Source organism: Rhodococcus sp. NPDC060090 (genome assembly GCF_042729855.1).
GTDB lineage: Bacteria > Actinomycetota > Actinomycetes > Mycobacteriales > Mycobacteriaceae > Rhodococcus.
On sequence record NZ_JBHWXB010000020.1, the window covers coordinates 58584 to 81932 of the forward strand.

The window sequence follows — 23349 nt, forward strand, 5'->3', positions numbered from 1 at the left end:
CGTGACGGAAGAACTGGAGCGACTGCGGGGAGCGCAGGTTCTCGTCGCCGGCGCCGGGATCTCGGGCCGCGCCACCATCAGGCCCCTCCTCGATCTCGGGGCACGTGTGACCGTCACCGACCGCAATCCGGACGCACTGGCACATTGCGCCGAACTCGGCGCCGACACCGTCGAACTCGACAACCTGCTCGACGGCCCCGGATCCCTGCGCGGCTACGCCCTCGTCGTCACCAGCCCGGGCTTCCCACCCGACGCACCGCTGCTCTCACGTGCTGCCGGTGCCGCGGTCCCCATCTGGGGCGACATCGAACTGTCGTGGCGTGTCGACCAGGCCGAGCTCTACGGACTACCCAGACGATGGCTCGTCGTGACGGGCACGAACGGCAAGACCACCACGACGATGATGCTGCAGGCGATCCTCGAATCGGCAGGTATCTCCTCAGCGGCATGCGGCAACATCGGCCTGCCCGTACTGGACGCGTTGCGCCGCGACGGCCCTCGAGCCGACGTCCTCGCCGTCGAACTGTCCTCGTTCCAACTCCACTGGGCACCCTCCGTACGCCCCGCAGCCGGGGTAATCCTCAACATCGCCGAAGACCACCTCGACTGGCACGGCGGCATCGAGAACTACATCGACGCCAAGCTCGGCGCACTCACCGGCGCCGTCGGAGTACTCGGACTCGACGATCCGATCGCCGGCGGCCTTCGCGAGCGGTCCCGGGCCGTCCTCACCGTCGGGTTCACCCTCGGCTATCCCGACGCAGGACAGCTCGGAATCAGCGGCGACGTGCTCGTCGACCGAGCGTTCGCCGACTCCGCCGTCCTCGCTGCAGTCGCCGACGTGACCCCGGCCGGCCCGGCCGGATTGTCCGACGCCCTGGCCGCCGCCGCGCTGGCCCGCGCGATCGACGTGCCGGAAGCGGCGGTGCACGACGGACTACGCAGGCACCAGGTCGGTCCACACCGTGCGGCACCGGTGGGCACCGTCGACGGCGTCGACTACATCGACGACTCGAAGGCCACCAACCCGCACGCGGCGCGCAGCTCTCTGCTCGCCCGCGACGCGGTCGTGTGGATTGCGGGCGGAATGCTCAAGGGAGCGCGCGTCGACGACCTTGTCGCCGACGTTGCGCCGCGACTGACCGGGGCCGTCCTGCTCGGCCGCGACGCCGGACAGATCGCCGACGCGCTGGCACGACACGCCCCCGGCATCCCCGTGGTCCTGGTCGACACGCGCGACGATGGGACGATGACCGGTCAGGAGAGCGGACCCACACCGGAGTTCCGTCGGGTGAGTGCACCCGGTGCCGACGGGCCCGACGCGATGCGCATCGCAGTTCGTGAGGCCGCCGCCCTCGCATCCCCGGGGCATGCCGTGGTGCTGGCACCGGCCGCTGCGTCGCTCGACATGTTCGCCGACTACGCCCAGCGTGGTCGCAGCTTTGCGACCGCGGTCGACGCACTGCGCGGGGGCGGGACATTACGGTGACCTCGCAGCAGGGGAGCGCACCGCCACCGACCGCGCGCGGTCGGATCGGATTGTGGATGGCGCGTCCCCTCGCGTCGTTCCACCTCGTCGTCACCATCGCCGTGCTGCTCACGGTGCTGGGACTGGTGATGGTGCTCTCGTCGTCGAGTGTGGAAGCGGTCGCTGCAGAGATCTCGCCGTACCGGATGTTCACGTCGCAGATCGTGTACGTCTGCGTCGGTTTCGTCGTCTTCTACATCGCCCTGCAGATCCCGGTGCGCGCGATGCGCAGGTTCGCATTCCCGGCTTTCGTCGCGTCGATCGTGCTGCTCGTACTCGTGCTGATACCCGGTATCGGGACCGAATCACAGGGCACCCGCGGCTGGTTCGTGGTCGCAGGGATATCCCTGCAGCCGTCGGAAATCGTGAAGATCACGATCGCGTTGTGGGGTGCGCACCTGCTGGCTTCGAAACGCGGAGAGAATTCCACTCTCAAAGAGATGCTCGTGCCGATCGTTCCCGCCGCGCTGCTGGCGACCATCCTCATCGTGCTGCAGCCCGACCTCGGAACGACCGTTTCGCTGGGCATCGTCGTACTGGCTCTGCTCTGGTTCGCGGGTCTACCGTTGAAGATCTTCGTCGGAATCGTCAGCACCGCGGTCGCGAGTGCTGGGGTCCTGGCATTGACCGCCGGATACCGCTCGGCGCGCGTACGCGCGTTCTTCAACCCGGGCGAAGACCCGCAAGGTGCCGGATACCAAGCACGACAGGCGCGTTTCTCTCTCGCCGACGGCGGCATCTGGGGTCGAGGGCTCGGCCAGAGTCGCGCCAAATGGAACTACCTGCCGAACGCCCACAACGACTTCATCTTCGCGATCATCGGCGAAGAACTCGGCTACATCGGGGGCGCTGCGGTCATCGGGCTGTTCGCCCTGTTCGCCTACGTGGGCCTGCGCATCGCGATGCGCTCGGTCGATCCGTTCCTGCGGTTGTTCACCGCCACCGCCACGGTATGGATCATCGGCCAGGCCTTCATCAACATCGGGTACGTAGTCGGGCTCCTGCCGGTGACCGGACTGCAGCTTCCGCTGGTATCGGCCGGCGGCACATCCACCGTCACGACACTGCTCATGTTCGGTCTGATCGCGAACGCCGCGAGACACGAACCAGAGGCGATCGCTGCACTACACGCAGGTCACGATGGGCGACTGGCTCGAATCATGAAGATCCGCAGACCCGAGGCCTACCGTCCCGCGCGCGGTGACGCACGAGGCGGGTCGAACCGCCGACAGGAGTCTCCGCGCGGCGGTAGCAACCCCCGCGCACGCAGCGGAACCGCGGTGGCAACACGGGCACGACGCGCACCCGTCGCCAGCGACACCCGCCGCGCAGCGGACAGTGCTCGAGCGCGTGGCACCGGGGGCGCCCGCGCCCGCGGCGCCCAACCAGAACGAAAGAAGAACGGCCGCGCGGCTTCGCAGAACACTCGAAGGCGTGACGGGAACGGCAGGACCGGAGAGCGAGGAAATCGTAGGTGAGTGGGGAGAAGCCAGCACTGTCCGTCGTGGTGGCAGGAGGCGGCACGGCCGGGCATATCGAGCCTGCCCTCGCGGTGGCCGACGCGATTCGCGATCTCATACCGGGCGCCACAGTGACGGCACTCGGTACCTCACGCGGCCTCGAGACGACACTCGTCCCGCGTCGCGGGTACCCGCTCGAACTGATTCCTCCGGTGCCGCTGCCACGCAAACCCACCCTCGACCTGCTCAAACTACCTGCGCGGGTGGTGGCGTCCGTCCGACGCACGCGCGAGATCCTCGACCGGGTCGACGCGGATGTCGTCGTCGGCTTCGGCGGTTACGTCGCGCTTCCCGCGTACCTCGCGGCGGGCGGGGGAGTGCTGCGTCGCAGACGTCGTATCCCGGTAGTCGTCCACGAAGCGAACGCCAGTGCCGGAATCGCCAACAAGATCGGTGCCCTGCGCGCTGCCCGAGTGCTCGCGGCCGTCCCGGGATCCGGCATCGTCCGGAAGGGCGAGCCGGAGATCGTGGGGATCCCGGTGCGGTCCTCGATCACCGAACTCGACCGCGCGTCGCTGCGTTCCGAGGCGCGCCGCCACTTCGGACTCCCTGACGATGTACCGGTTCTGCTGGTGTTCGGCGGTTCCCAGGGCGCACGGTCCCTCAACGACGCAGTGGTCGGTGCCGCAGCAGGTCTCGCAGAGGCCGGTGTCGCGGTCCTGCACGCGCACGGCCCGAAGAACACCGTCGACGTCCCCACACACCCGGGCCATGCCACGGCGCCCTACGTGGCCGTGCCGTATCTCGAACGAATGGACCTCGCGTACTCGGCGGCGGACGCGGTGGTCTGCCGCTCCGGCGCGATGACGGTTGCCGAGGTCTCCGCGGTGGGCCTGCCGGCCGTCTACGTGCCTCTACCGCACGGCAATGGCGAGCAGGAACTCAATGCCCGGCCGATCGCCTCGGCCGGAGGTGGAATGATCGTGGCAGACGCCGAGCTCACGCCGACGTTCGTGGCCGAGACGGTCACGCCGTTGCTGGGTGATCCAGGCAGGCTCGCCGAGATGGGACGTAACGCGGCGGCCGCCGGACACCGCAGTGCCGCAGCCGAAGTGGCCCGGATCGTGCTGGCGGTCGCCGGCGTGGAACCGAACAGGAGTCGAGAATGAGCGCGCAGCTGCCCGCCGAACTTCAGCGGGTGCACATGGTGGGGATCGGCGGTGCGGGAATGTCGGGCATCGCCCGGATCCTGCTCGCTCGCGGTGGTGAGGTGTCCGGATCGGATGCCAAGGAGAGTCGAGGGGTTCTTGCCCTCCGCGCGCGGGGAGCACAGGTCCGGATCGGTCATCACGCCGAGGCGCTCGACCTGATCGACGGCGGACCGACCGCGGTCGTCACGACGCATGCCGCTATCCCGAAGGACAATCCCGAACTCGTCGAGGCCCACGACCGGGGCATCCCCGTCCTGCTGCGACCCGCAGTGCTCGCGGCCCTGATGCGCGAGTACCGCACATTCCTGGTCTCCGGCACGCACGGCAAGACATCGACCACGTCGATGCTGGTGGTGACCCTCCAGCACTGCGGGTTCGATCCGTCGTTCGCTGTCGGTGGCGAGCTCAACGAATCCGGCACCAACGCCCACCACGGCAGCGGCGACGTCTTCGTCGCGGAAGCCGACGAAAGCGACGGTTCGCTGCTCCAGTACGACCCGAACGTCGTGATCGTGACGAACGTCGAACCCGATCACCTCGACTACTTCGGTACCGCCGAGGCATACACCCAGGTGTTCGACGACTTCGTAGCCAAGGTCGTCCCGGGTGGCATGCTCATCGTCTGCCTCGACGACACGGGGTCGACCGCACTGGCCGAGCGCGTCGTCGCACTCGGTCGTTCCGATCTCCGGGTCGCCGGGTACGGCACGGCCGACGTCATCGGCACGGACGAGGTTGTCCACGGTGTCACGGTCGGAGTGCGTCTGCTCGCGTGGGAGGCCAAGGACATCGGCGGCGTCGCCGAATTCCACCTCGCAGGCGAGGACACTCCACGCACTGTCCGTCTGTCGGTGCCGGGCAGGCACATGGCCCTCAATGCGCTCGCCGCTCTGCTGGCAGCACTCGAGGCCGGGGCATCCGTGGATGAGGCGATCGAAGGTCTTGCAGGTTTCGGCGGTGTCCACCGGCGATTCCAGTTCAGCGGTCGTGAACAGGGTGTCCGCGTCTTCGACGACTACGCACACCACCCGACCGAGGTCCGCGCCGTTCTTGCGGCGGCTGCCGAACTGGTGGCGGGGGAGCCGTTGCGCTATACCGAGTCGGGTACCGAGCGTCCCCGAGTGATCGTCGTGTTCCAGCCGCATCTGTACTCGCGCACCGAAACGTTCGCGACGGAATTCGGTGCCGCCCTGGATCTGGCCGACGAAGTAGTGGTCCTCGACGTCTACGGTGCCCGCGAAGAACCGATTCCGGGTGTGAGCGGCGCATTGGTCGCGCAGGCGGTCTCGAAGTCCGTGCACTACCAACCGGACCTCTCGCTCGTACCGCGGCAGGTGGCGCGCCTGAGCCGCCCCGGCGACATCGTCATCACCATGGGTGCGGGTGACGTCACGATGCTGGGGCGCCAGATCCTCGATGCCCTGCACAGCAAGCCCGGCCGCTTCCGGTCCACGGGCCTGGGAACGGAGTCGAGCGGTTCGTGACACCCGATTCCACGAAGACCACCGAGCGTAGAGCAACCCGGCGCGGGAGGCCCGCTCGCGGTGAACGCGCAACCGCCCGCCGCGCCAGGAGAGCCGAGCGCGACGAGGCAACCGGAGCGGGCAACGCGACGCGGCGTCCCTCGGGTCGTTCGGTGCGGCTGCGCACGGTGCTCATCGGTGGCGTCGTGGTGATCGCTCTGCTCGCAGCGATCGTGGTGGCATGGACCTCGCCGTTGCTGTCGGTGCGCTCGGTGGAGGTGACGGGCAACGACATCATCACTCGTGAGGAAGTGCTCGAATCCCTGAACATCGCCGACGGGACGCCGCTTCTCCAGGTGGGTACGGCCGAGGCAGCGCAACGTGTCGCATCGGCGCTACCTCGTGCCGCGTCGGTCCGGGTACAGCGGGTCTATCCCTCCACCGTGCGAGTGACCGTTGCCGAGCGTGTCGCGGTGGTGTATTTCGATGCCCCGGACGGCACGCACTCCGTCGATGCGGAAGGCGTGGACTTCGCAGTGGAACCGCCACCGCTGCTCACGCCCCGGCTCGTCACAGGATCTCCGGGCACCGGTGACCCCGCGACGGAGGCCGCGGTGCAGGTGATCGGACTGCTTCCACCCGAACTGGCCGTGCAGGTACAGGAGATCACGGCGGGTTCGGACTCGGATATCTCCCTCACGCTGGTCGACGGTCGAGTGGTCGTATGGGGTGGTGTGGAGCGTTCGGATCGTAAGGCCGCGGTGATTCTGCCGCTCCTGACCCAGCCCGGTCAGCAGTTCGATGTCGCCAGTCCGAGCCTTCCGACGGTGCGGTGAGATGGTCGGTATGAAATTGGTGGCGTGTCGTCGGCGAGTCTGCTGGCGGATTCGGGCCGCTGTGCCATAGCGTTTCGCAACAGTCGGGTACTTGACATAACCTTAAAGCTATGGTTGAGGGTTTGTCGGATACCGCAAGAAGATCGATCGAAGTGTGAACCCGAAATCCCAGGAAGGCGAGAGCCCATGACGCCCCCGCACAACTACCTCGCCGTAATAAAGGTCGTCGGTATCGGCGGTGGCGGCGTGAATGCGGTCAACCGCATGATCGAGCAGGGACTCAAGGGAGTCGAGTTCATCGCGGTCAACACCGATGCACAGGCACTCCTCATGTCCGACGCCGACGTCAAGCTCGACGTCGGGCGCGAATTGACCCGCGGCCTCGGCGCCGGGGCCGACCCCGAGGTCGGCCGCAAGGCCGCCGAAGACCACAAGGACGAAATCGAAGAGGTGCTCAAGGGCGCCGACATGGTGTTCGTCACCGCGGGTGAGGGCGGTGGCACCGGCACCGGCGGCGCGCCCGTCGTGGCCAGCATTGCGCGCAAGCTCGGTGCGCTGACGGTCGGTGTCGTCACGCGCCCCTTCTCCTTCGAGGGCAAGCGGCGTGGCGGTCAGGCCGACACCGGTATTCAGGCGCTGCGCGAATCGTGCGACACCCTCATCGTCATCCCCAACGACCGGCTGCTCCAGCTGGGCGACGCTGCGGTGAGCCTCATGGACGCATTCCGATCCGCCGACGAGGTCCTCCTCAACGGTGTCCAGGGCATCACCGATCTCATCACCACCCCCGGTCTGATCAACGTCGACTTCGCCGACGTCAAGGGGGTCATGTCCGGGGCGGGCAGTGCGCTCATGGGTATCGGTTCGTCGCGGGGCGAGGGCCGTGCGATCAAGGCTGCCGAAGCCGCGATCAATTCACCGCTCCTCGAAGCGTCGATGGAGGGTGCGCGCGGCGTGCTGCTGTCGATCGCCGGTGGTTCCGACCTCGGGCTGTTCGAGATCAACGAAGCAGCGTCGCTGGTGCAGGAGGCCGCACACATCGATGCCAACATCATTTTCGGCACCGTCATCGACGACTCGCTCGGCGACGAGGTTCGTGTCACGGTGATCGCCGCGGGCTTCGACGGAGGCACTCCGGCGCGACGACCCGTCGAAGCAGGCCCCGGTCAGCAACAGTCCCAGCAGTCACAGGGACAGCAGAACCCTCAGCAGGGTTCGCGACCCGGCGCCGTCGGTGCAGGGCGCGCAGGTGAACTCGGCCGACCCGATCGTGGCGGTGCCGACGAAGCGCCGGTGCGTGAGCCGGCCCCGGCATCCGGCGGACTTCCCCCGGCCGGTGGAGCCGCCCGCTCGGTAGAGGTCGACGACGATGGCGACGACGACGTGGACGTACCGATCTTCATGCGGCGTTGACGGCATCTCGCCCCGGGGTACGTGCCCGCCGGGTCGTGACCACACGAGCCGGCGGGGTCTCGGCCGCTCCGTACGACTCTTTCAACCTCGGCGACCACGTGGGGGACGATCCTGCAGCCGTCGCAGCCAATCGGCAGCGATTGGCTGCGGTCCTCGGCCTGCCGCCCGAGCGGTTCGTGTGGATGGAGCAGATCCACAGCCGTACCGTCACCGTGGTGGACGGTCCGGTGACGGAACCGGTCCCCGCGACCGACGCCCTCGTCACCACGACGATCGGTCTCGCGCTCGTCACACTCAGTGCCGACTGCGTGTCGGTGCTGCTCTCCGACGAGGAAGCCGGTGTCGTGGCCGCAGCGCACGCGGGACGCATCGGTGCCCGCATCGGCATCATCCCGCGCGTCCTCGATGCGATGGTCGAACTGGGTGCGCGCCGGGACCGCATCGGGGCATTCCTGGGTCCCGCGGCGAGCGGCCGCCGATACGAGGTGCCCGCCGCGATGCGCCAGGACGTCGAAGCGCACCTTCCCGGCAGCGCAACCCGCACGGCCAAGGGCACTCCCGGGCTGGATCTTCGCGCGGGCCTGCGCAGGCAGTTGCTCGAACACGGTGTCGCGGGCGTGGCCGAGGATCCACGATGCACCATCGAGGACCAGACCTTGTTCAGCCACCGTAGGGAGGCGCCCACCGGCAGGTTCGCCTCCGTCGTCTGGCTCGAGGAAGGTCCACAGTGAGCGAGGCAGCGACGCAGGCCCGGCGCGACGAGCTCGCTCGCGGACTCGCCGCGGTCCGGAGCCGGTTGGACGACGCGGCCCGTGCGTGCGGACGCGAGCCGTCCGACGTCGGATTGTTGACCGTCACAAAGTTCTTCCCGGCGTCGGACGCGGTCCTGCTGTACGAGCTGGGATGCCGCGCGTTCGGAGAATCGCGTGAGCAGGAGGCACACACCAAGATCGAGCAGTTCCGGGAGGCTGTCCCCGACCCGACCGTGCAGTGGCACATGATCGGGCGGCTGCAACGGAACAAGGCCCGTTCGGTTTCCCGCTGGGCGCACACCGTGCACTCGGTCGACAGCGCCCGGCTCGCCGGAGCTCTTGCGGCGGGAGCGACGGCGGCACTCGCCGCCGGTGACCGAGCCGAGCCGTTGCGGGTCCTGCTGCAGGTGAGTCTCGATGGCGACCCACAACGCGGTGGCGTCCCCGCTGATGGTCTCGATGTCCTTGCCGATGAGGTCGCCGCGGCCGACGGTCTCGAGCTGGCGGGCCTGATGGGGGTGCCGCCACTCGGGGCGGACCTCGACGAGTCGTTCGAGACGCTCGCGGAACTGGGGGTGCAGCTGCGGCAACGTCATCCCGCGGCACGCGAGCTGTCCGCCGGGATGTCGGGTGATCTCGAACATGCCGTGCGCCACGGTTCGACATGCGTGCGTGTCGGAACGGGAGTGTTGGGTCCGCGACCGTTAGCCTGAATCTCAACCGCCGCGCGAGGGAAGGGCGATCGATGAGCACGCTCCACAAGTTCAAGGCCTACTTCGGAATGGTCCCGCTCGAGGACTACGAGGACGACTACCTCGACGACCCGGCGAGCGCACGTCGTGAGCGCGACTACGGCGACCAGCCGTACGGCGCATACTCGGCTCCGCGCCGGGAAGAGTATCCCGCTCCGCGGCGGGACGAGTCCGAGCGTGATTTCGCGGAAGACGACTTCGATCGGTACGACCCGCCAGCGCGCAGCGCCCGGGTCGAGCCGATCACTGCCCGCGCCCCGCGTCCGGCCGCGGCTCCGGTGCGATCCCCCGCGCGGTCCACACTTGCCCCCGAATCGCGACTCGAGCGGACCGAGGCGCGGCGCGGCGCGCTGTTCGATGAAGGAGGTCCGTTGTCGAAGATCACGACGCTGCGTCCGCGCGATTACGGCGAGGCACGCACGATCGGTGAGCGGTTCCGTGACGGGACCCCGGTGATCATGGATCTCGTCGAGATGAGCAATGCCGACGCGAAGAGGCTGGTCGACTTCGCGGCCGGACTGGCATTCGCCCTGCGCGGGTCCTTCGACAAGGTGGCGACGAAAGTCTTCCTGCTGTCGCCCGCCGACATCGACGTGTCCGCGGAGGAACGCCGCCGCATCGCGGAGACCGGCTTCTACAGTCAGCAATAGCACCGCACGGTGCCGCGCGGCGGCGCTGTCTCCGACTCCCTCGAACGCAAACGAAACGCCCGGCGTGATGCAGATAACTGCAGGCCGGGCGTTTCGGTTTGGATGGGTTCGGGTTCTTCGGGCAGAGTGGGCGGGTGGCCGTATTCGATGTGCTGTACTTCCTGCTGTTCATCTTCTGGCTTCTGCTGATCGGACGAATCATTGTCGAGTTCATCAGAACCTTCGCGCGGGATTGGAAGCCGACGGGATTCGTCGTGGTGATCCTGGAAGCGATCTTCACGGTCACCGACCCGCCGGTGAAGCTACTGAGGCGTCTCATCCCCCCGCTCAATCTGGGCGGGATCCGGCTCGACCTATCCATCATGGTCTTGCTGTTCATCGTGTACTTCCTGATGGCGTTCATCCCGCGGAGCGGGGGGTTCTGAGATGCGCCGACGCGGCGCCGTCCCAGGGCCTTCTCGCTCTGCGATGTGCCAGAATGGAATGCCATATACAGTGGGTTTTGATACGCGTGACGCACTGTCTGAACTACGGAACGCCTGCTTGACCGCTTATTTGACGCGTGAAGGGACCCTTCCATGCCGCTGACACCAGCTGATGTGCACAATGTCGCGTTCAGCAAGCCTCCGATCGGGAAGCGCGGATACAACGAGGACGAGGTCGACGCTTTTCTCGATCTCGTCGAGCAGGAGTTGACGTCCCTGATCGAGGAGAACGCCGACCTGCGCCAGCGCGTCGCGGAACTCGACCAGGAGCTTGCCGAGGCGAAGAAAGCGCCGCGCACTGCCGCACAGGCAGCGGTACCGGCGAAGCCGGAACCGCCGCGGGTCGTCGAACCTCCCAAGCCGGAGCCCGCTCCGGTACCTGCCCCGGCACCCACGCCCGCGCCGGTCGCGGCGGCTGCGCCGTCCGGCGACGCGAGCATGCAGGCCGCGAAGGTGCTCGGTCTGGCGCAGGAGATGGCAGATCGCCTCACCGGCGATGCCAAGACCGAAGCCGAAGAGTTGGTGCGCAATGCCCGCACGAACTCCGAACAGCTCGTCTCGGATGCGCGTACGCGCAGCGAAGCGATGATCGCCGACGCCCGACAGAAGTCCGACGCGATGCTCTCCGACGCACGTACGCGGTCCGAGACGCAGCTCCGTCAGGCCAAGGAGAAGGCGGACGGTCTGCAGGCGGATGCCGAGAAGAAGCACACCGAGATCATGGCGACGATCAACCAGCAGCGTTCCGTTCTCGAAGACCGGATCGAACGCCTCAAGACGTTCGAGCGCGAATACCGCGTGCGCCTGAAGTCGTACCTCGAATCGCAGCTCGAAGAGCTCGAGCAGCGCGGTTCCGCGGTGCCGGTGGACAGCGGTGCGGATGCGTTCAATCAGTCCAACTCGTCGTCGTTCGGTTCGTCGTCCTTCGCCAAGGGCAACGGCTGATCGAGGTCCCGGGCCTGGTTCCGCACCTCGGTTGAGGAGGACTCGTGCTCGTCACGACGTTGGTGCTCGCAGCGATCGGATTCGGTCTTCTCGTCATTGCCTTGATGACCGGATCCGTCGCGTGGGCCTGGGGTTGTATCGCAGTGTGCGTCGTAGGGGCTGTGATTTTGCTTGCGAGTTCTCTCACGTCGCGCGATCCGTCGACGCCGGACAACCCGGCGCGTCGGCGCGCAACGCCGAATTCGCGGCCTGCGCAAGGCGACGAACAGCACGATTCACGAGAATGACCAGCGCTGCCTACAATGGGCACACGAGTACTGTTCGATAGAGGCAGTGTCGATAGAGGCAGTGCACAGACTGTTGTTTCCCGCGCGTGCGGGACGGCGTCGATCCGGCCATCACCGGGGAGTCTTCGGAAGAACGGTGCCGAACGAATGCGGCTGTATTCGCGAGGTGCTCAGTAGAACCGAACGGGTGGGCCCGTCACAGCCCGAACGAAGAGGCACACTCCGGACGCTTCCGGAGAGTGCAAGCGGGGTGGTACCGCGGTGACCGTGCAGAATGCGCGGTGGTCGTCCCCGTGCCGAGAATGTGAGGCACGGAGGAGTCACGCGGTGACCGAGAACGTCAATCCCACTGCAGCGACCGGCGGGTATCCGAAGGTCGACTACGGCGTCGCGAAGGACGCCGGTGTCGACTTCCCCGATCTCGAGGAGCGTGTCCTCGCGCGCTGGGCCGAGGACGACACCTTCAAGGCCTCCATCTCCCATCGTGAGGGCGGCGAGGAGTTCGTATTCTACGACGGCCCCCCGTTCGCCAACGGGCTACCGCACTACGGGCATCTGCTCACCGGCTACGTCAAGGACGTCGTTCCACGATTCCAGACGATGCTCGGCAAGAAGGTCGACCGGCGATTCGGGTGGGACACCCACGGTCTTCCTGCCGAGCTGGAAGCCGAGAAGCAACTCGGTATCAAGGACAAGTCCGAGATCGACACGATGGGCCTGGCCGAGTTCAACGCGTACTGCAAGCAGTCGGTGCTGCGTTACACGGGGGAGTGGCGCGACTACGTCACCCGTCAGGCCCGCTGGGTGGACTTCGACAACGACTACAAGACGCTCGACCTGGACTTCATGGAGTCGGTCATGTGGGCGTTCAAATCACTGCACGACAAAGGCCTGATCTACCAGGGCTTCCGCGTGCTGCCCTACAGCTGGTACGAGCAGACGCCGCTGTCGAACCAGGAAACCCGGCTCGACGACGCGTACAAGATGCGCCAGGACCCGGCGGTCACCGTCGACATGGTGCTGCGCGCGCCGGGTACCGAACTGGACGGGGCCAACGCCCTGATCTGGACCACGACGCCGTGGACCCTCCCGTCGAACCTCGCGATCGCCGTGCACCCCGAGATCACCTACGTCTCCGTCCGTGCCGGTGAGGGCGACCACGCGAAGACCTACCTGCTGGCGAAGGACCGACTCGGTCACTACACCCGCGAACTGGGTGACGAACCCGAGGTATTGGCCGAGTACGCCGGCACCGACCTCGTGGGCCTCGCGTACGAACCGCCGTTCGACTTCTTCGTGGGCCGCGAGAACGCCCACCAGGTGATCGCCGCCGAGTATGTGACCACCGATTCCGGCACGGGAATCGTCCACCTCGCACCGGCGTTCGGTGAAGAGGACATGGAGTACTGCCAGCGCAACGGTATCGAGCTGGTGCAACCCCTCGATCCGGGCGGCAAGTTCACCTCGATGGTGCCGCCCTACGAGGGCATGCAGGTATTCGACGCGAATCCGGTCATCATCAAGGACCTCAAGGCCGCCGGAAAGCTGTTGCGGCACGAGACGATCGAGCACTCCTACCCGCACTCGTGGCGTTCCGGCCAGCCGCTGATCTACATGGCCGTGCCCTCGTGGTTCGTTGCGGTCACCCGGTTCCGTGATCGCATGGTCGAGCTGAACCAGGAGATCACCTGGGTTCCCGAGCACATCCGTGACGGTCAGTTCGGCAAGTGGCTCGAGGGCGCCCGCGATTGGAACATCAGCCGTAATCGATACTGGGGCAGCCCGATCCCGGTGTGGGTGTCCGACGATCCCGAATACCCCCGCGTCGATGTCTACGGCTCACTCGACGACCTCGAGCGCGACTTCGGCGTGCGCCCCGATGATCTGCACCGCCCGATGATCGATCTGCTCACCCGGCCCAATCCGGACGACCCGACCGGGAAGTCCACGATGCGCCGGGTTCCCGAGGTGCTCGACTGCTGGTTCGAGTCGGGATCCATGCCGTTCGCGCAGGTGCATTACCCGTTCGAGAACACAGACTGGTTCGACTCGCACTTCCCTGGCGATTTCATCGTCGAGTACAACGGGCAGACCCGCGGATGGTTCTACACCCTGCACGTCCTCGCGACAGCGCTGTTCGACCGACCGGCGTTCAAATGCGTTGCTGCGCATGGCATCGTCCTCGGCGAGGACGGGCTCAAAATGAGCAAGTCCAAGGGCAACTACCCCGACGTCAACGAGGTGTTCGCGCGCGACGGCTCCGACGCCATGCGCTGGTTCCTCATGTCGTCGCCGATCTTGCGCGGCGGCAACCTCGTCGTCACAGAACAGGGCATCCGCGAGGGTGTGCGTCAGGCTCTGCTGCCGCTGTGGAATGCGTGGAGCTTCCTGCAGCTGTACGCGCCGAAGGCCGGTACCTGGCGCACCGATTCGCCCCACGTCCTCGATCGGTACATCCTGGCGAAACTCGCCGCGACCCGCGACGCCGTCACCGAGGCACTCGACGTGATCGACATCGCAGGCGCGTGCGACGAGGTGCGTACCTTCTGTGACGCGCTGACCAACTGGTACGTACGTCGGTCCCGGTCGCGGTTCTGGGACGAGGACGACGACGCGATCGACACCCTGCACACGGTGCTCGAAGTCGTCTCCCGGCTCGCGGCCCCGCTGTTGCCGCTGGCGACCGAGGTGATCTGGCGCGGACTGACCGGAGGGCGTTCCGTGCATCTGGCGGACTGGCCGACCGCTCAGGAACTGCCCGCGGACGCCGACCTGGTCTCGGCGATGGACGATGTGCGAACGGTGTGCTCGACCGTGCTGTCGCTGCGCAAGGCTCAGCAGCTGCGCGTGCGACTGCCGCTTCCCGCAGTCACCGTTGCCAGCGCGGGTTCCTCGGCGCTGGAGTCGTTCGTCGATCTGGTGAAGGACGAGGTCAACGTCAAGAACGTCGTCTTGACCGACGACGTCGAGTCGCACGGTCGATTCGAGGTTGTCGTCAACGCTCGAGCAGCCGGTCCGAGGCTCGGCAAGGACGTCCAGAAGGTCATCAAGGCCGTCAAGTCCGGCGACTGGTCCGAGAACGCGGACGGCACCGTCACCGCGGCCGGCATCACGCTGCTGCCGGAGGAGTTCACCACCCGCCTCGTTGCTGCAGAACCGGAATCGACCGCGGCACTGCCCGGGGGCGCCGGACTCGTGGTGCTCGACTCGACGGTCACCGAGGAACTCGAGGCCGAGGGCTGGGCGAAGGACCGCATCCGCGAACTGCAGGATGCGCGGCGCAACCTCGGGCTCGACGTCTCGGATCGGATCGCCGTGCAGTTCGAGGTACCCGCGGACCGTGCAGATTGGGCAACCGAGCACCGCGAGCTGATCGCAGGTGAAGTTCTCGCCACCACGTTCGAACTTGCTCCCGCGGGGGACGGCGCGGTCGAGCTCGGTGAAGGGGTACGCGCCACGATCAGCAAGGCCTGAGACACCCGCGGGCATGAGCAGGTCGGTGCCCACACATACGGTGCTGGAATGACCTCCGCCTCCACTCGGCGCTGGGTGCTCCACGTAGACCTCGACGCCTTCTTCGCGTCCGCAGAGCAGCTGACCCGGCCGACCCTCCGGGGTCGGCCGGTGCTGGTCGGCGGCCTCGGAGCACGCGGGGTCGTGGCGGGCGCGAGTTACGAAGCACGCCACTACGGTGCCCGCTCGGCGATGCCGATGAGCCGGGCACGCAGACTCGTCGGGGCAGGCGGGGTCGTTCTCCCTCCACGCGGTGCCGTGTACCGAGAGTTGAGCATTGCGGTGTTCGACACCCTGCGTTCACGAGTGCCGGTCCTCGAGACGCTCTCGCTCGACGAGGCGTTCGCCGAACCGGCGGAACTGGCCGGTGCCTCCGCCGAGGACGCGGACCGCTTCTGTACGGAGCTGCGGGCGGAGGTCCTGCAGAAGACAGGTCTCGTGGCCTCGATCGGTGCGGGGTCGGGGAAACAGATCGCGAAGATCGGGTCCGGGCTGGCCAAACCGGACGGGCTGCTCGTCGTGCGACCGGAGGCAGAACTGACGCTGCTGCACGGTCTTCCCGTGCGCAGTCTGTGGGGTATCGGTCCGGTGGCCGAGGAGCGCCTGCGCAAACTCGGTATCGACACCATCGGTCATCTCGCCGCGCTGCCCGTGGCCGAAGCGGCGTCCATTCTCGGCGCGACCGTAGGGCCCGGCCTGCACCGGCTCGCCAACGGACTCGACGGCCGCCCCGTGGTCGAACGCGCCGAAGCCAAGCAGGTCAGTGCCGAAACCACCTATCCCACCGACATCGTGGCGTTGCCGCACCTGCGTCGCGCCGTGGTCACAAGTGCGGCCGCTGCCCACGAACGGTTACGTAAGGACGGACGTGCCGCGCGGACCGTAGTCCTCAAACTGCGCAAGTCCGACATGTCGATTCTCACCCGTTCGACGACATTGCCGTACGCCACCGAGGACGTGCAGGTCCTCACCGCTGCGGCCCAACGCCTCGCGCTCGACCCACTCGAGATCGGACCCATCAGACTCGTCGGAGTCGGTTTCGCGGGGCTGTCGACGATCGCGCAGGATTCACTCTTCCCGGAACTCGACGCCCTCGACCCCGAGGCGTCGCGCGACGGCCCGGTCGACGAGGATGTGCTCGCGCCGCAGCAGGTGCCGGATCGGCGCTGGAGGCCCGGAACCGACGTCCGGCATCCGGATTTCGGGCACGGCTGGGTCCAAGGGGCAGGCCACGGTGTCGTCACCGTGCGGTTCGAAACGAGGTCCACCGGCCCTGGGCCCGCACGGACATTGGACGAGGCAGATCCGTTGATCGAACAGGCCGATCCACTCTCGAGCCTGCACTGACACGGGTTCTAGCGGCCCGCATGGTTCTCTCACTACCGCCGGGTACTCTTGCGGACAATCCGCCTGTCGCGGTGGACCCATCCGCTGCTGGATGACCGAGCACGAACGTCGTGTTCGTTTCGAGAACGAGAAGGACGAGAATTTTGAAGCTTCGCAAGATCACCGTCGCTACGGTGGCGCTCGCCGCCGCCCTCACGATGACTGCCTGCAGCTCGGACGACGGAAGCTCGACCGAGACGACCGCGGCAGCCTCATCGGCAGCCACGACGACCACTGAGGCCGCATCGGAGTACCCGCCGGTGCCCACCGTCGAGGAACTGCAGGCTCAGCTCGATCAGGCCTTCGACGGCAGCATCCCGGCCGAGGAGAAGCAGAACCTCGTGCAGGGTGCAGAGCTCGATCCGACGCTGATCGACCAGGTCGCCGCAGCTGCACAGCAGGCCGGTGCGCAGGTCACCATCATCGACATCAACGACAACCAGGACGGCACCGCGACCGCCGGTATCGAGACCGCCATCGGCGATCAGGTCTCCACGGGCACGGTCATGTTCGTTGCCGAGGACGGCTACTGGAAGCTGTCGCAGGACAACGCGTGCGCGATCGTCTCGCTCGCGGCTCTGCAGACGCCTGCGTGCCCGTAATTTTCTGAGCACGACCTCACTTCGTGAGACGAAGACGGTGGCCGACGCGCAATTCCGCGTCGGCCACCGTCTTCGATTCGGTGCAGTGAGGTCGTGGCGGCTCAGCTTTCGGGAGTGTGCCAGCCGACCCGATCGACCTGCGACTGCGTCAGGCGGGTTGCGCCGTCCGGGTCGAGGTATGTCTGATCGCCGCTCACCGTGAAGTCACCCTGAATGGGTAGTGGCTTGCTCGGGTCGATCGTCAGGGTCCCGTCGCCGGCCATGGTGTACTGCTCGACGGACAGCTGTCCTTGACCGTTGGGCAGCATCCACGTCGACTCCTGCGGAATCTGCTCGACACGGATGTCCACGCGAACCCGGTCGTCCTCGCGGGAGACGAGTGTGGCCGTGCCCACCTGGTCGATCGTGATTCCCGCGCTCATGACCTGTTGGTGGCTCTCCCACACGGCCCCCACACCGATTGCCTCGTCCGGGAACGCCACCATCCGGTAGACCGCTTGGTAGAACGCCTGTTCGAGCGCTGATCGCGCCACATTGGGCACCGCGGTACCGGGTTCGAGGCGTAGCGCGCTGACCGCGCCGTTCGGGCCCATCGTCAGCCCGGCCCCGGAGCCTTCCACCTCGGCGAGGGATGTCTCGAGATGCGGGTCGGGGGTGCTGACGTCGCCGAGGCGAAGGTCGACAACGGTCCCGGACGCTCCATCGGCCACGGATTCCGTGACGGTGGCAGACAACGGTGTCGTCAGTTCGGGCGTGGAGAAGTCCTGCGCCGGTTGATCGCCGATCTGCTGGTGCACTTCGGAGCGCGTGGTCAGGATCACGTTCTGTTCGGTTCCGGTCGTGGGCGCCAATCGCACCACCTCGCGCGGCTCGGCTCCCGCGTCGAGAACTGTCGCGCTCACAGCGGACACAGGAACCGTCACCTCGGCCGAAGCCGCGGTGACGGCGGGACCGCCGTCCGGGCTATCACCGCATCCCGTGACGAGCGCGGTGAGCGACAGGACGGCGGCGAAGGCACACGGCCTCGTATAGGCGAATCTCGACAGCACAGGCACGTCCACCAGGGTAGCCACGACGGGCGCGGTGGCCGCTTCCTCCGCTGTGTAGGGGATGATGGCGGGGTGAGTGACGAAGCTTCCCGGCCCGATCCTGCGTCCAGCGCGCCGGAACCGCCCGTGCCCGATCCGCCGGTAGGAGCACCGGCCGGAGGACGGATGCGATACCTGCTGGGGTTGGCGGTCGTGATCTACATCGCCGACCTGCTGACGAAGATCGCGGCGGTCCACTACATCGATCCGGCCGACCCGATTTCGATCATCGGCGACACCGTGACGTTGACGTTGGTCCGCAATCCCGGCGCCGCATTCTCGATGGCGACGGGCATGACCTGGCTGCTCACGTTGGTGGCGATCGGTGTCGTCATCGGGGTGATCAAGATCGGCCGGACGTTGCGCTCTCCCTGGTGGGCATTGGGATTGGGTCTTGTTCTCGGTGGTGCGCTCGGAAACCTCACCGATCGGCTGTTCCGCTCACCCGCGCCGTTGCAGGGACACGTCGTCGACTTCGTCTCGGTGGGGTGGTGGCCCGTGTTCAATGTCGCCGATTCGGCGATCGTCTGTGGCGCGATCCTGCTCGTGGCGTTGACCGTGTTCGGGATCGAACCGGACGGGAGCCGTGCGAAGTCGGGGGACGCTGCGAAATCGGAAGACGCTGCGAAATCGGAAGACGCTGCGAAATCGGAAGACACAGGGGATTCCGATTCGGGACCCAACAGAAAGGAAACACGTCAGTGAGAGAAACCCGGGCAATGCCCGTACCGGACGGGCTCGACGCGATGCGCGTCGATGCCGGACTGGCCCGTCTGCTCGGCTTGTCCCGGACAGCGGTCGCCGCGCTCACCGAGGAAGGCTCCGTCGTCATGGACGGCGCACCCGTGGGTAAATCGGATCGGCTCTCGGCCGGCTCGTGGCTCGAAGTGATCCTGCCCGAGCCTCCGCGGCCGCTGACCATCGAGGCGAAGCCCGTCGAAGGAATGGAGATCCTCTATTCCGACGACGACATCGTGGCCGTCGACAAGCCGGTCGGTGTGGCCGCGCACGCGAGCGTCGGATGGACCGGTCCGACGGTCATCGGTGGCCTTGCCGCCGCGGGCTTCCGTATCTCGACGTCGGGCGCGCACGAACGGCAGGGAATCGTGCACCGGCTCGACGTCGGAACGTCGGGTGTCATGGTCGTCGCGACCTCCGAGCGTGCCTACACCGTGCTCAAGCGCGCCTTCAAGGAACGCACCATCGACAAGCGCTACCACGCCCTGGTACAGGGCCATCCGGATCCGAGCAGCGGGACCATCGATGCCCCGATCGGCAGGCACCGCGGCAGCGACTGGAAGTTCACGGTCACCGCGGACGGCAAGCCCAGCATCACCCACTACGACACCGTCGAGGCGTTCCAGGCGGCAAGCCTGCTCGACGTCCACCTCGAGACCGGCCGGACCCACCAGATCCGTGTGCACTTCTCCGCACTGCGGCACCCGTGCTGTGGCGACCTGACCTACGGAGCCGACCCGCGTCTCGCTGCTCGCCTCGGGTTGGAACGTCAGTGGTTGCACGCACGCTCGCTCGGTTTCGCGCACCCGACCCGCGGTAACTGGGTCGAGATCACCAGCAAGTACCCGGCCGATCTCGAGAACGCCCTCGACGTGTTGCGTAATTCCTGACCTATGACTCGGATCCTCCCGTGGGTGGCGACGGCCGCGTTGGCGCTCGCGGTGCTCCTGGCAGGTGTGCTCAATCCGGTCCGTCCGGCGTCCGTGCGCACCGACGCCCTCGGCCCCGACAACGGCGAGCCGGTCCAGGACTATCTCGGCCGGGCCGGGGTGAGCCTGGGTGAGCGAGGGCCGGAGCCGAGCTGGGCGCTCGTTTCGTTCGTCGAACCCGTGGATGTCGCCGCGGTTGCCGCACTGCCCGGCGATCTGCGCGTGGCTCACGTTCTGTTCCGGGTGCCGATCGACCGGGTACAGACTCCACTCGTCACCGTCGCTGTGTCGGCGCATCCGGAGGCGCTGCAGCGCGCTCCGCTCGTGGCGGCAGGGAGACTCCGCGGCCCGGCTGCCGGGCATGATCGTGCGGCACGGATCGCCGCCGTCTCCGCGGATCGACTTGCGGCCGACTGCGCCTGCGCGGTGGGAATCGTCGTGCGCGGAACCGGTGAACAGTTGCGGGAGGTGGCCACCGCCTCCCAGGTGCGGGCTGTGGAAGCACTGCCGTCGGACGCGGTGGCCGGGAGGTTCTCGGTGCGACCGCTGTTGCCCGAACACATCGACACGGTGGCGCCGGGCCCCGACGACGGCCAGCCGTAGGAGTGGGCGGTGTTCGCGAAACCACGCAATCTTCCTGCCACCGGTGTGCTCTGCGGCGTCGGTGCGTATGCCTCGTGGGGATTGTTTCCGGCATTCTTCGGACTGCTCGCGCCTGCGGGGGCAGCAGAGATCCTTGCTCATCGCGTGCTGTGGACGCTTGTACTGATGATCCTGCTGCTCGCGGTTCTCGGTCGGTTGTCCGGCCTGCGTCATCTCGGATCGCGGACATGGATGCTCGTCGCTGCGGCGTCGACGGCGATCGCCGTCAATTGGGGCGTCTACCGATCTCGGTGAGAGTGCTCCATCGTTCACGGTGGAGGTGAATCACCGTCACTCAGGGCGACGTTGAGACCTCACATACTCGGCAATCACCGACAACGGCGCGCCGCCCGCAGTCCCGCAGTAGTAGGAACGGGACCATACATGCCCGCCCCACAGGTACCGGGAAAGGTGCTCCGCGTGATCGCGCCGCACGTGCCGCGATGACACGCCTTTGATCGAATTCACCAGCTTCGACAGCTGCACAGTCGCGGGAGAGCTGATCAGCAGGTGCACATGGTCGTCCTCGCCGTAGAACTCCGGCGGTTCGCATCCGAAGTCCACTCACACCTCCCGCATCACCTCCTCGCAGTCCACCAAGATCGGGCCGGTGAACGCACCACGCCGAAATTTCGTGACGAGCACCAAATGTGCGTGACAGTCCCACACTGCGTGTCTGCCACATCTGACAAACCCAATCTCATCCATGACACCAAAAGTTATCGTCGAGGTGTGCTCAAGCGATACCGCTACCGCGCCTACCCCACAGGGAGCAGCACAGGGCGCTGTCTCAACTGTTCGGGTGCTGCCGGGTGGTGTTCAACGATGCCCTCGCCGCGAGGGAATCTGCCCGCAGGGCGGGCCGGTCGATCCCGAGTAAGGGTGAGTTGTCGGCGGCGCTGACCGCCGCGAAAACGACTCCCGAACGGGCGTGGCTCGCGGAAGTGTCGTCGGTGCCGTTGCAGCAGTCGTTGGCGGATCTGCATCGCGCGTACGCGAATTTCTTCGATTCCCGCACCGGTAAACGTAAAGGCCGCAAGGTCGGTGCGCCACGGTTCAAGAGGCGGACACATCGCCAGTCTGCTCGTTTCACCCGCAACGCCGGGTTCTCGGTTCTCGAGCCGGGCGGTGGTATCGGTCTGGTGCGGTTGCCGAAGATCGGGCGGATCCGGTACGAGTCGTCACGGCCGTTGCCGGCGGACCCGTCGAGTGTGACGGTGATCCGGGAGGCGGACGGCCGGCACTATGTGTCCTTCGTCGTTGATGAGCCGGAGCCGGTGGTGGTGTCGACCCTGCCGGCTCGGGCTGCCGGTGTGGATGTGGGGTTGACGGATCTGGCGACGATCGTCTACGACGACGGGGCCCGTGAGAAGGTCGACAATCCTCGCTGGTTGCGGTCGAAGGAGCGAGGATTGGCCCGTGCGCAGCGGGCATACTCACGCACCATGAAGGGGTCGAAGAATCGGGACAAGGCGCGTCGGAGGGTCGCTGCGGCGCACCGGAAGGTGCGCGAGGCCCGCCTGGATCACCATCACAAGCTGGCATTGAGGTTGGTCCGCGAGAACCAAGCGGTTGCCCTCGAGGGGTTGTCGGTGGTGGGTTTGGCGCGCACGAGGGTGGCGAAGTCGGTGCACGATGCCGGCTGGTCGATGCTCAGGCGGTTGATCGAGGAGAAGGCCGCCCGGTGTGGCGCGGTGGTGTACACGATCGGCCGGTGGGAGCCGACGTCGCAGGTGTGCGCGGGTTGTGGGGTGCGGGACGGGAAGAAGCCGTTGGGTGTGCGGGTGTGGGTGTGCCCGTCGTGTGGGTTGGTGCTGGATCGGGACTATAACGCTGCTGTGAATGTGTTGCTCGCCGCTGGGCTGGTGGAGAGGGTAAACGCTTGTGGAGGGAGCGTAAGACGTGTGCTTGCATGCGCGGACCCGGTGAAGCAGGAACCCGCTGAACAGACCGCACCATCTGGTGAGGCTGCGTAGGAATCCTCCGTGTTCACGCGGGGGAGGAAGTCAAGCCGTGGTTTCCGGGCAGGTCATCGAGGCCGCGCTCGGATACTTCATCAACCCGCTCGTCAGTGTTCTGTTCGGTGTGCTGTTCTTCCGGGAGCGGCTGCGGCCGGCGCAGATCGTGGCGTTGATCGCGGCGGCCGTCGCGGTGCTGGTGATCACCGTCGACTACGGGCGCCCTCCACTGCTGGCGTTGACCCTCGCGTTGTCGTTCGCGACGTACGGCCTGATCAAGAAGGTCGTTCCCCTGGATCCTCGGACCTCGTCGGCGGGGGAAGGCATTGTTGCGATGCCGTTCGCCGTGGCCTATCTCGTTTTTCTCGGCGTCACCGGAACCGGAACCTTCTTCGGAAACGGCACCGGGCATTCCCTCCTGCTGATCTCTGCGGGCGTGGTGACCGCGGTGCCGCTGCTGCTGTTCGGTGCCGCTGCCCAGCGGGTACCGCTCGCGACACTGGGCATGCTGCAGTACTTGACGCCGAGTCTGCAGATGGTGTGGGGCGTCTTCGTCCTGCACGAGAACATGCCCGCCTCGCGGTGGATCGGATTCGCGCTCATCTGGGCGGCGCTGCTGGTGTTCAGCACCGACGCGCTGATCCGCGTGCGGCGTGAGCGCGGCCTCCGGGCCGCCACGCTGGGCGGCGAGTAGCTCAGGTCACCGGTGTG

21 protein-coding genes and 2 pseudogenes are annotated in these 23349 nt (G+C 66.9%); 21 read left to right on the plus strand and 2 right to left on the minus strand.

Features of this window, described 5'->3' with window-relative positions; all coding sequences use genetic code 11:
* Window position 1 precedes the first annotated feature (1 nt).
* The 15 genes from murD (at window position 2) to ACFWCF_RS23110 (ending at window position 17283) form a co-directional block, all read left to right on the plus strand.
* On the plus strand, window positions 2-1489 hold the full coding sequence (gene murD, locus ACFWCF_RS23040) for a UDP-N-acetylmuramoyl-L-alanine--D-glutamate ligase (RefSeq protein ID WP_378566507.1): 1488 nt from the start codon (window positions 2-4) through the stop codon (window positions 1487-1489).
* A 56-nt stretch (window positions 1490-1545) separates the two neighbouring features.
* A complete protein-coding gene (ftsW, locus tag ACFWCF_RS23045) occupies window positions 1546-3006 on the plus strand; it encodes a putative lipid II flippase FtsW (protein WP_378566594.1) in 1461 nt (486 codons plus the stop codon).
* Window positions 3003-4157, plus strand: coding sequence for an undecaprenyldiphospho-muramoylpentapeptide beta-N-acetylglucosaminyltransferase (gene murG, locus ACFWCF_RS23050; RefSeq protein ID WP_378566510.1), 1155 nt, complete (start codon window positions 3003-3005; stop codon window positions 4155-4157). The genes ftsW and murG overlap by 4 nt, the downstream gene beginning before the upstream one ends.
* The gene (gene murC, locus ACFWCF_RS23055) at window positions 4154-5683 is read left to right on the plus strand and encodes a UDP-N-acetylmuramate--L-alanine ligase (protein WP_378566513.1); all 1530 of its coding nucleotides are present in this window, start codon (window positions 4154-4156) and stop codon (window positions 5681-5683) included. Before murG ends, murC begins: the two co-directional genes overlap by 4 nt.
* A 152-nt stretch (window positions 5684-5835) precedes the next feature.
* Window positions 5836-6498, plus strand: coding sequence for a cell division protein FtsQ/DivIB (locus ACFWCF_RS23060; RefSeq protein WP_378566597.1), 663 nt, complete (start codon window positions 5836-5838; stop codon window positions 6496-6498).
* Between the two features lie 186 nt (window positions 6499-6684).
* A complete protein-coding gene (gene ftsZ / locus ACFWCF_RS23065; RefSeq protein WP_378492757.1) occupies window positions 6685-7911 on the plus strand; it encodes a cell division protein FtsZ in 1227 nt (408 codons plus the stop codon).
* The gene (pgeF, locus tag ACFWCF_RS23070; RefSeq protein ID WP_378566516.1) at window positions 7908-8642 is read left to right on the plus strand and encodes a peptidoglycan editing factor PgeF; all 735 of its coding nucleotides are present in this window, start codon (window positions 7908-7910) and stop codon (window positions 8640-8642) included. Before ftsZ ends, pgeF begins: the two co-directional genes overlap by 4 nt.
* Entirely contained in the window at window positions 8639-9376 is a 738-nt protein-coding gene (locus ACFWCF_RS23075) for a YggS family pyridoxal phosphate-dependent enzyme (protein ID WP_378566519.1), read from the plus strand. Before pgeF ends, ACFWCF_RS23075 begins: the two co-directional genes overlap by 4 nt.
* A 32-nt stretch (window positions 9377-9408) precedes the next feature.
* The gene (locus tag ACFWCF_RS23080; RefSeq protein WP_378566522.1) at window positions 9409-10065 is read left to right on the plus strand and encodes a cell division protein SepF; all 657 of its coding nucleotides are present in this window, start codon (window positions 9409-9411) and stop codon (window positions 10063-10065) included.
* A gap of 134 nt (window positions 10066-10199) precedes the next feature.
* Window positions 10200-10490 (plus strand): YggT family protein, encoded by a 291-nt coding sequence (locus tag ACFWCF_RS23085; protein ID WP_378566525.1) that lies wholly within the window; start codon window positions 10200-10202, stop codon window positions 10488-10490.
* 153 nt (window positions 10491-10643) lie between these two features.
* The gene (locus ACFWCF_RS23090; RefSeq protein ID WP_378566528.1) at window positions 10644-11495 is read left to right on the plus strand and encodes a DivIVA domain-containing protein; all 852 of its coding nucleotides are present in this window, start codon (window positions 10644-10646) and stop codon (window positions 11493-11495) included.
* Window positions 11496-11539: 44 nt separating this feature from the next.
* Window positions 11540-11782, plus strand: coding sequence for a hypothetical protein (locus ACFWCF_RS23095; protein ID WP_378566531.1), 243 nt, complete (start codon window positions 11540-11542; stop codon window positions 11780-11782).
* A gap of 327 nt (window positions 11783-12109) precedes the next feature.
* A complete protein-coding gene (gene ileS / locus ACFWCF_RS23100; protein ID WP_378566534.1) occupies window positions 12110-15256 on the plus strand; it encodes an isoleucine--tRNA ligase in 3147 nt (1048 codons plus the stop codon).
* 48 nt (window positions 15257-15304) lie between these two features.
* Window positions 15305-16642 (plus strand): DNA polymerase IV, encoded by a 1338-nt coding sequence (locus ACFWCF_RS23105; protein WP_378566537.1) that lies wholly within the window; start codon window positions 15305-15307, stop codon window positions 16640-16642.
* 143 nt (window positions 16643-16785) lie between these two features.
* Window positions 16786-17283: a hypothetical protein gene (locus tag ACFWCF_RS23110; protein WP_378566540.1), complete on the plus strand. Its 498-nt coding sequence runs from the start codon at window positions 16786-16788 to the stop codon at window positions 17281-17283.
* A gap of 101 nt (window positions 17284-17384) precedes the next feature.
* On the opposite strand, the gene ACFWCF_RS23115 is transcribed toward ACFWCF_RS23110, so the two are convergent.
* Window positions 17385-18338, minus strand: coding sequence for a hypothetical protein (locus ACFWCF_RS23115; RefSeq protein ID WP_378566543.1), 954 nt, complete (start codon window positions 18336-18338; stop codon window positions 17385-17387).
* A 66-nt stretch (window positions 18339-18404) separates the two neighbouring features.
* Here ACFWCF_RS23115 and lspA point away from each other — a divergent pair, with 66 nt between their 5' ends.
* The 4 genes and pseudogenes from lspA to ACFWCF_RS23135 all read left to right on the plus strand — a co-directional run.
* Window positions 18405-19076 carry a signal peptidase II gene (lspA, locus tag ACFWCF_RS23120; RefSeq protein ID WP_378566546.1) on the plus strand — a complete coding sequence of 224 codons (672 nt, stop codon included), beginning with the start codon at window positions 18405-18407 and terminating at the stop codon, window positions 19074-19076.
* 14 nt (window positions 19077-19090) lie between these two features.
* Window positions 19091-19999 (plus strand): RluA family pseudouridine synthase, encoded by a 909-nt coding sequence (locus tag ACFWCF_RS23125; protein ID WP_378493007.1) that lies wholly within the window; start codon window positions 19091-19093, stop codon window positions 19997-19999.
* A gap of 3 nt (window positions 20000-20002) precedes the next feature.
* Window positions 20003-20641: a hypothetical protein gene (locus tag ACFWCF_RS23130; protein WP_378566549.1), complete on the plus strand. Its 639-nt coding sequence runs from the start codon at window positions 20003-20005 to the stop codon at window positions 20639-20641.
* 9 nt (window positions 20642-20650) lie between these two features.
* Window positions 20651-20923: pseudogene (locus ACFWCF_RS23135) on the plus strand (EamA family transporter RarD); the annotation flags it as partial.
* Between the two features lie 48 nt (window positions 20924-20971).
* Here the strand turns inward: ACFWCF_RS23135 and tnpA are convergent.
* A complete protein-coding gene (gene tnpA / locus ACFWCF_RS23140) occupies window positions 20972-21244 on the minus strand; it encodes an IS200/IS605 family transposase (protein ID WP_378566552.1) in 273 nt (90 codons plus the stop codon).
* Window positions 21245-21474: 230 nt separating this feature from the next.
* Here tnpA and ACFWCF_RS23145 point away from each other — a divergent pair, with 230 nt between their 5' ends.
* Together ACFWCF_RS23145 and rarD are read left to right on the plus strand one after the other, a co-directional pair.
* Window positions 21475-22656: an RNA-guided endonuclease InsQ/TnpB family protein gene (locus ACFWCF_RS23145; RefSeq protein ID WP_378566600.1), complete on the plus strand. Its 1182-nt coding sequence runs from the start codon at window positions 21475-21477 to the stop codon at window positions 22654-22656.
* Window positions 22657-22693: 37 nt separating this feature from the next.
* A pseudogene (gene rarD / locus ACFWCF_RS23150) lies at window positions 22694-23332 on the plus strand (EamA family transporter RarD); the annotation flags it as partial.
* Window positions 23333-23349: the final 17 nt, after the last annotated feature.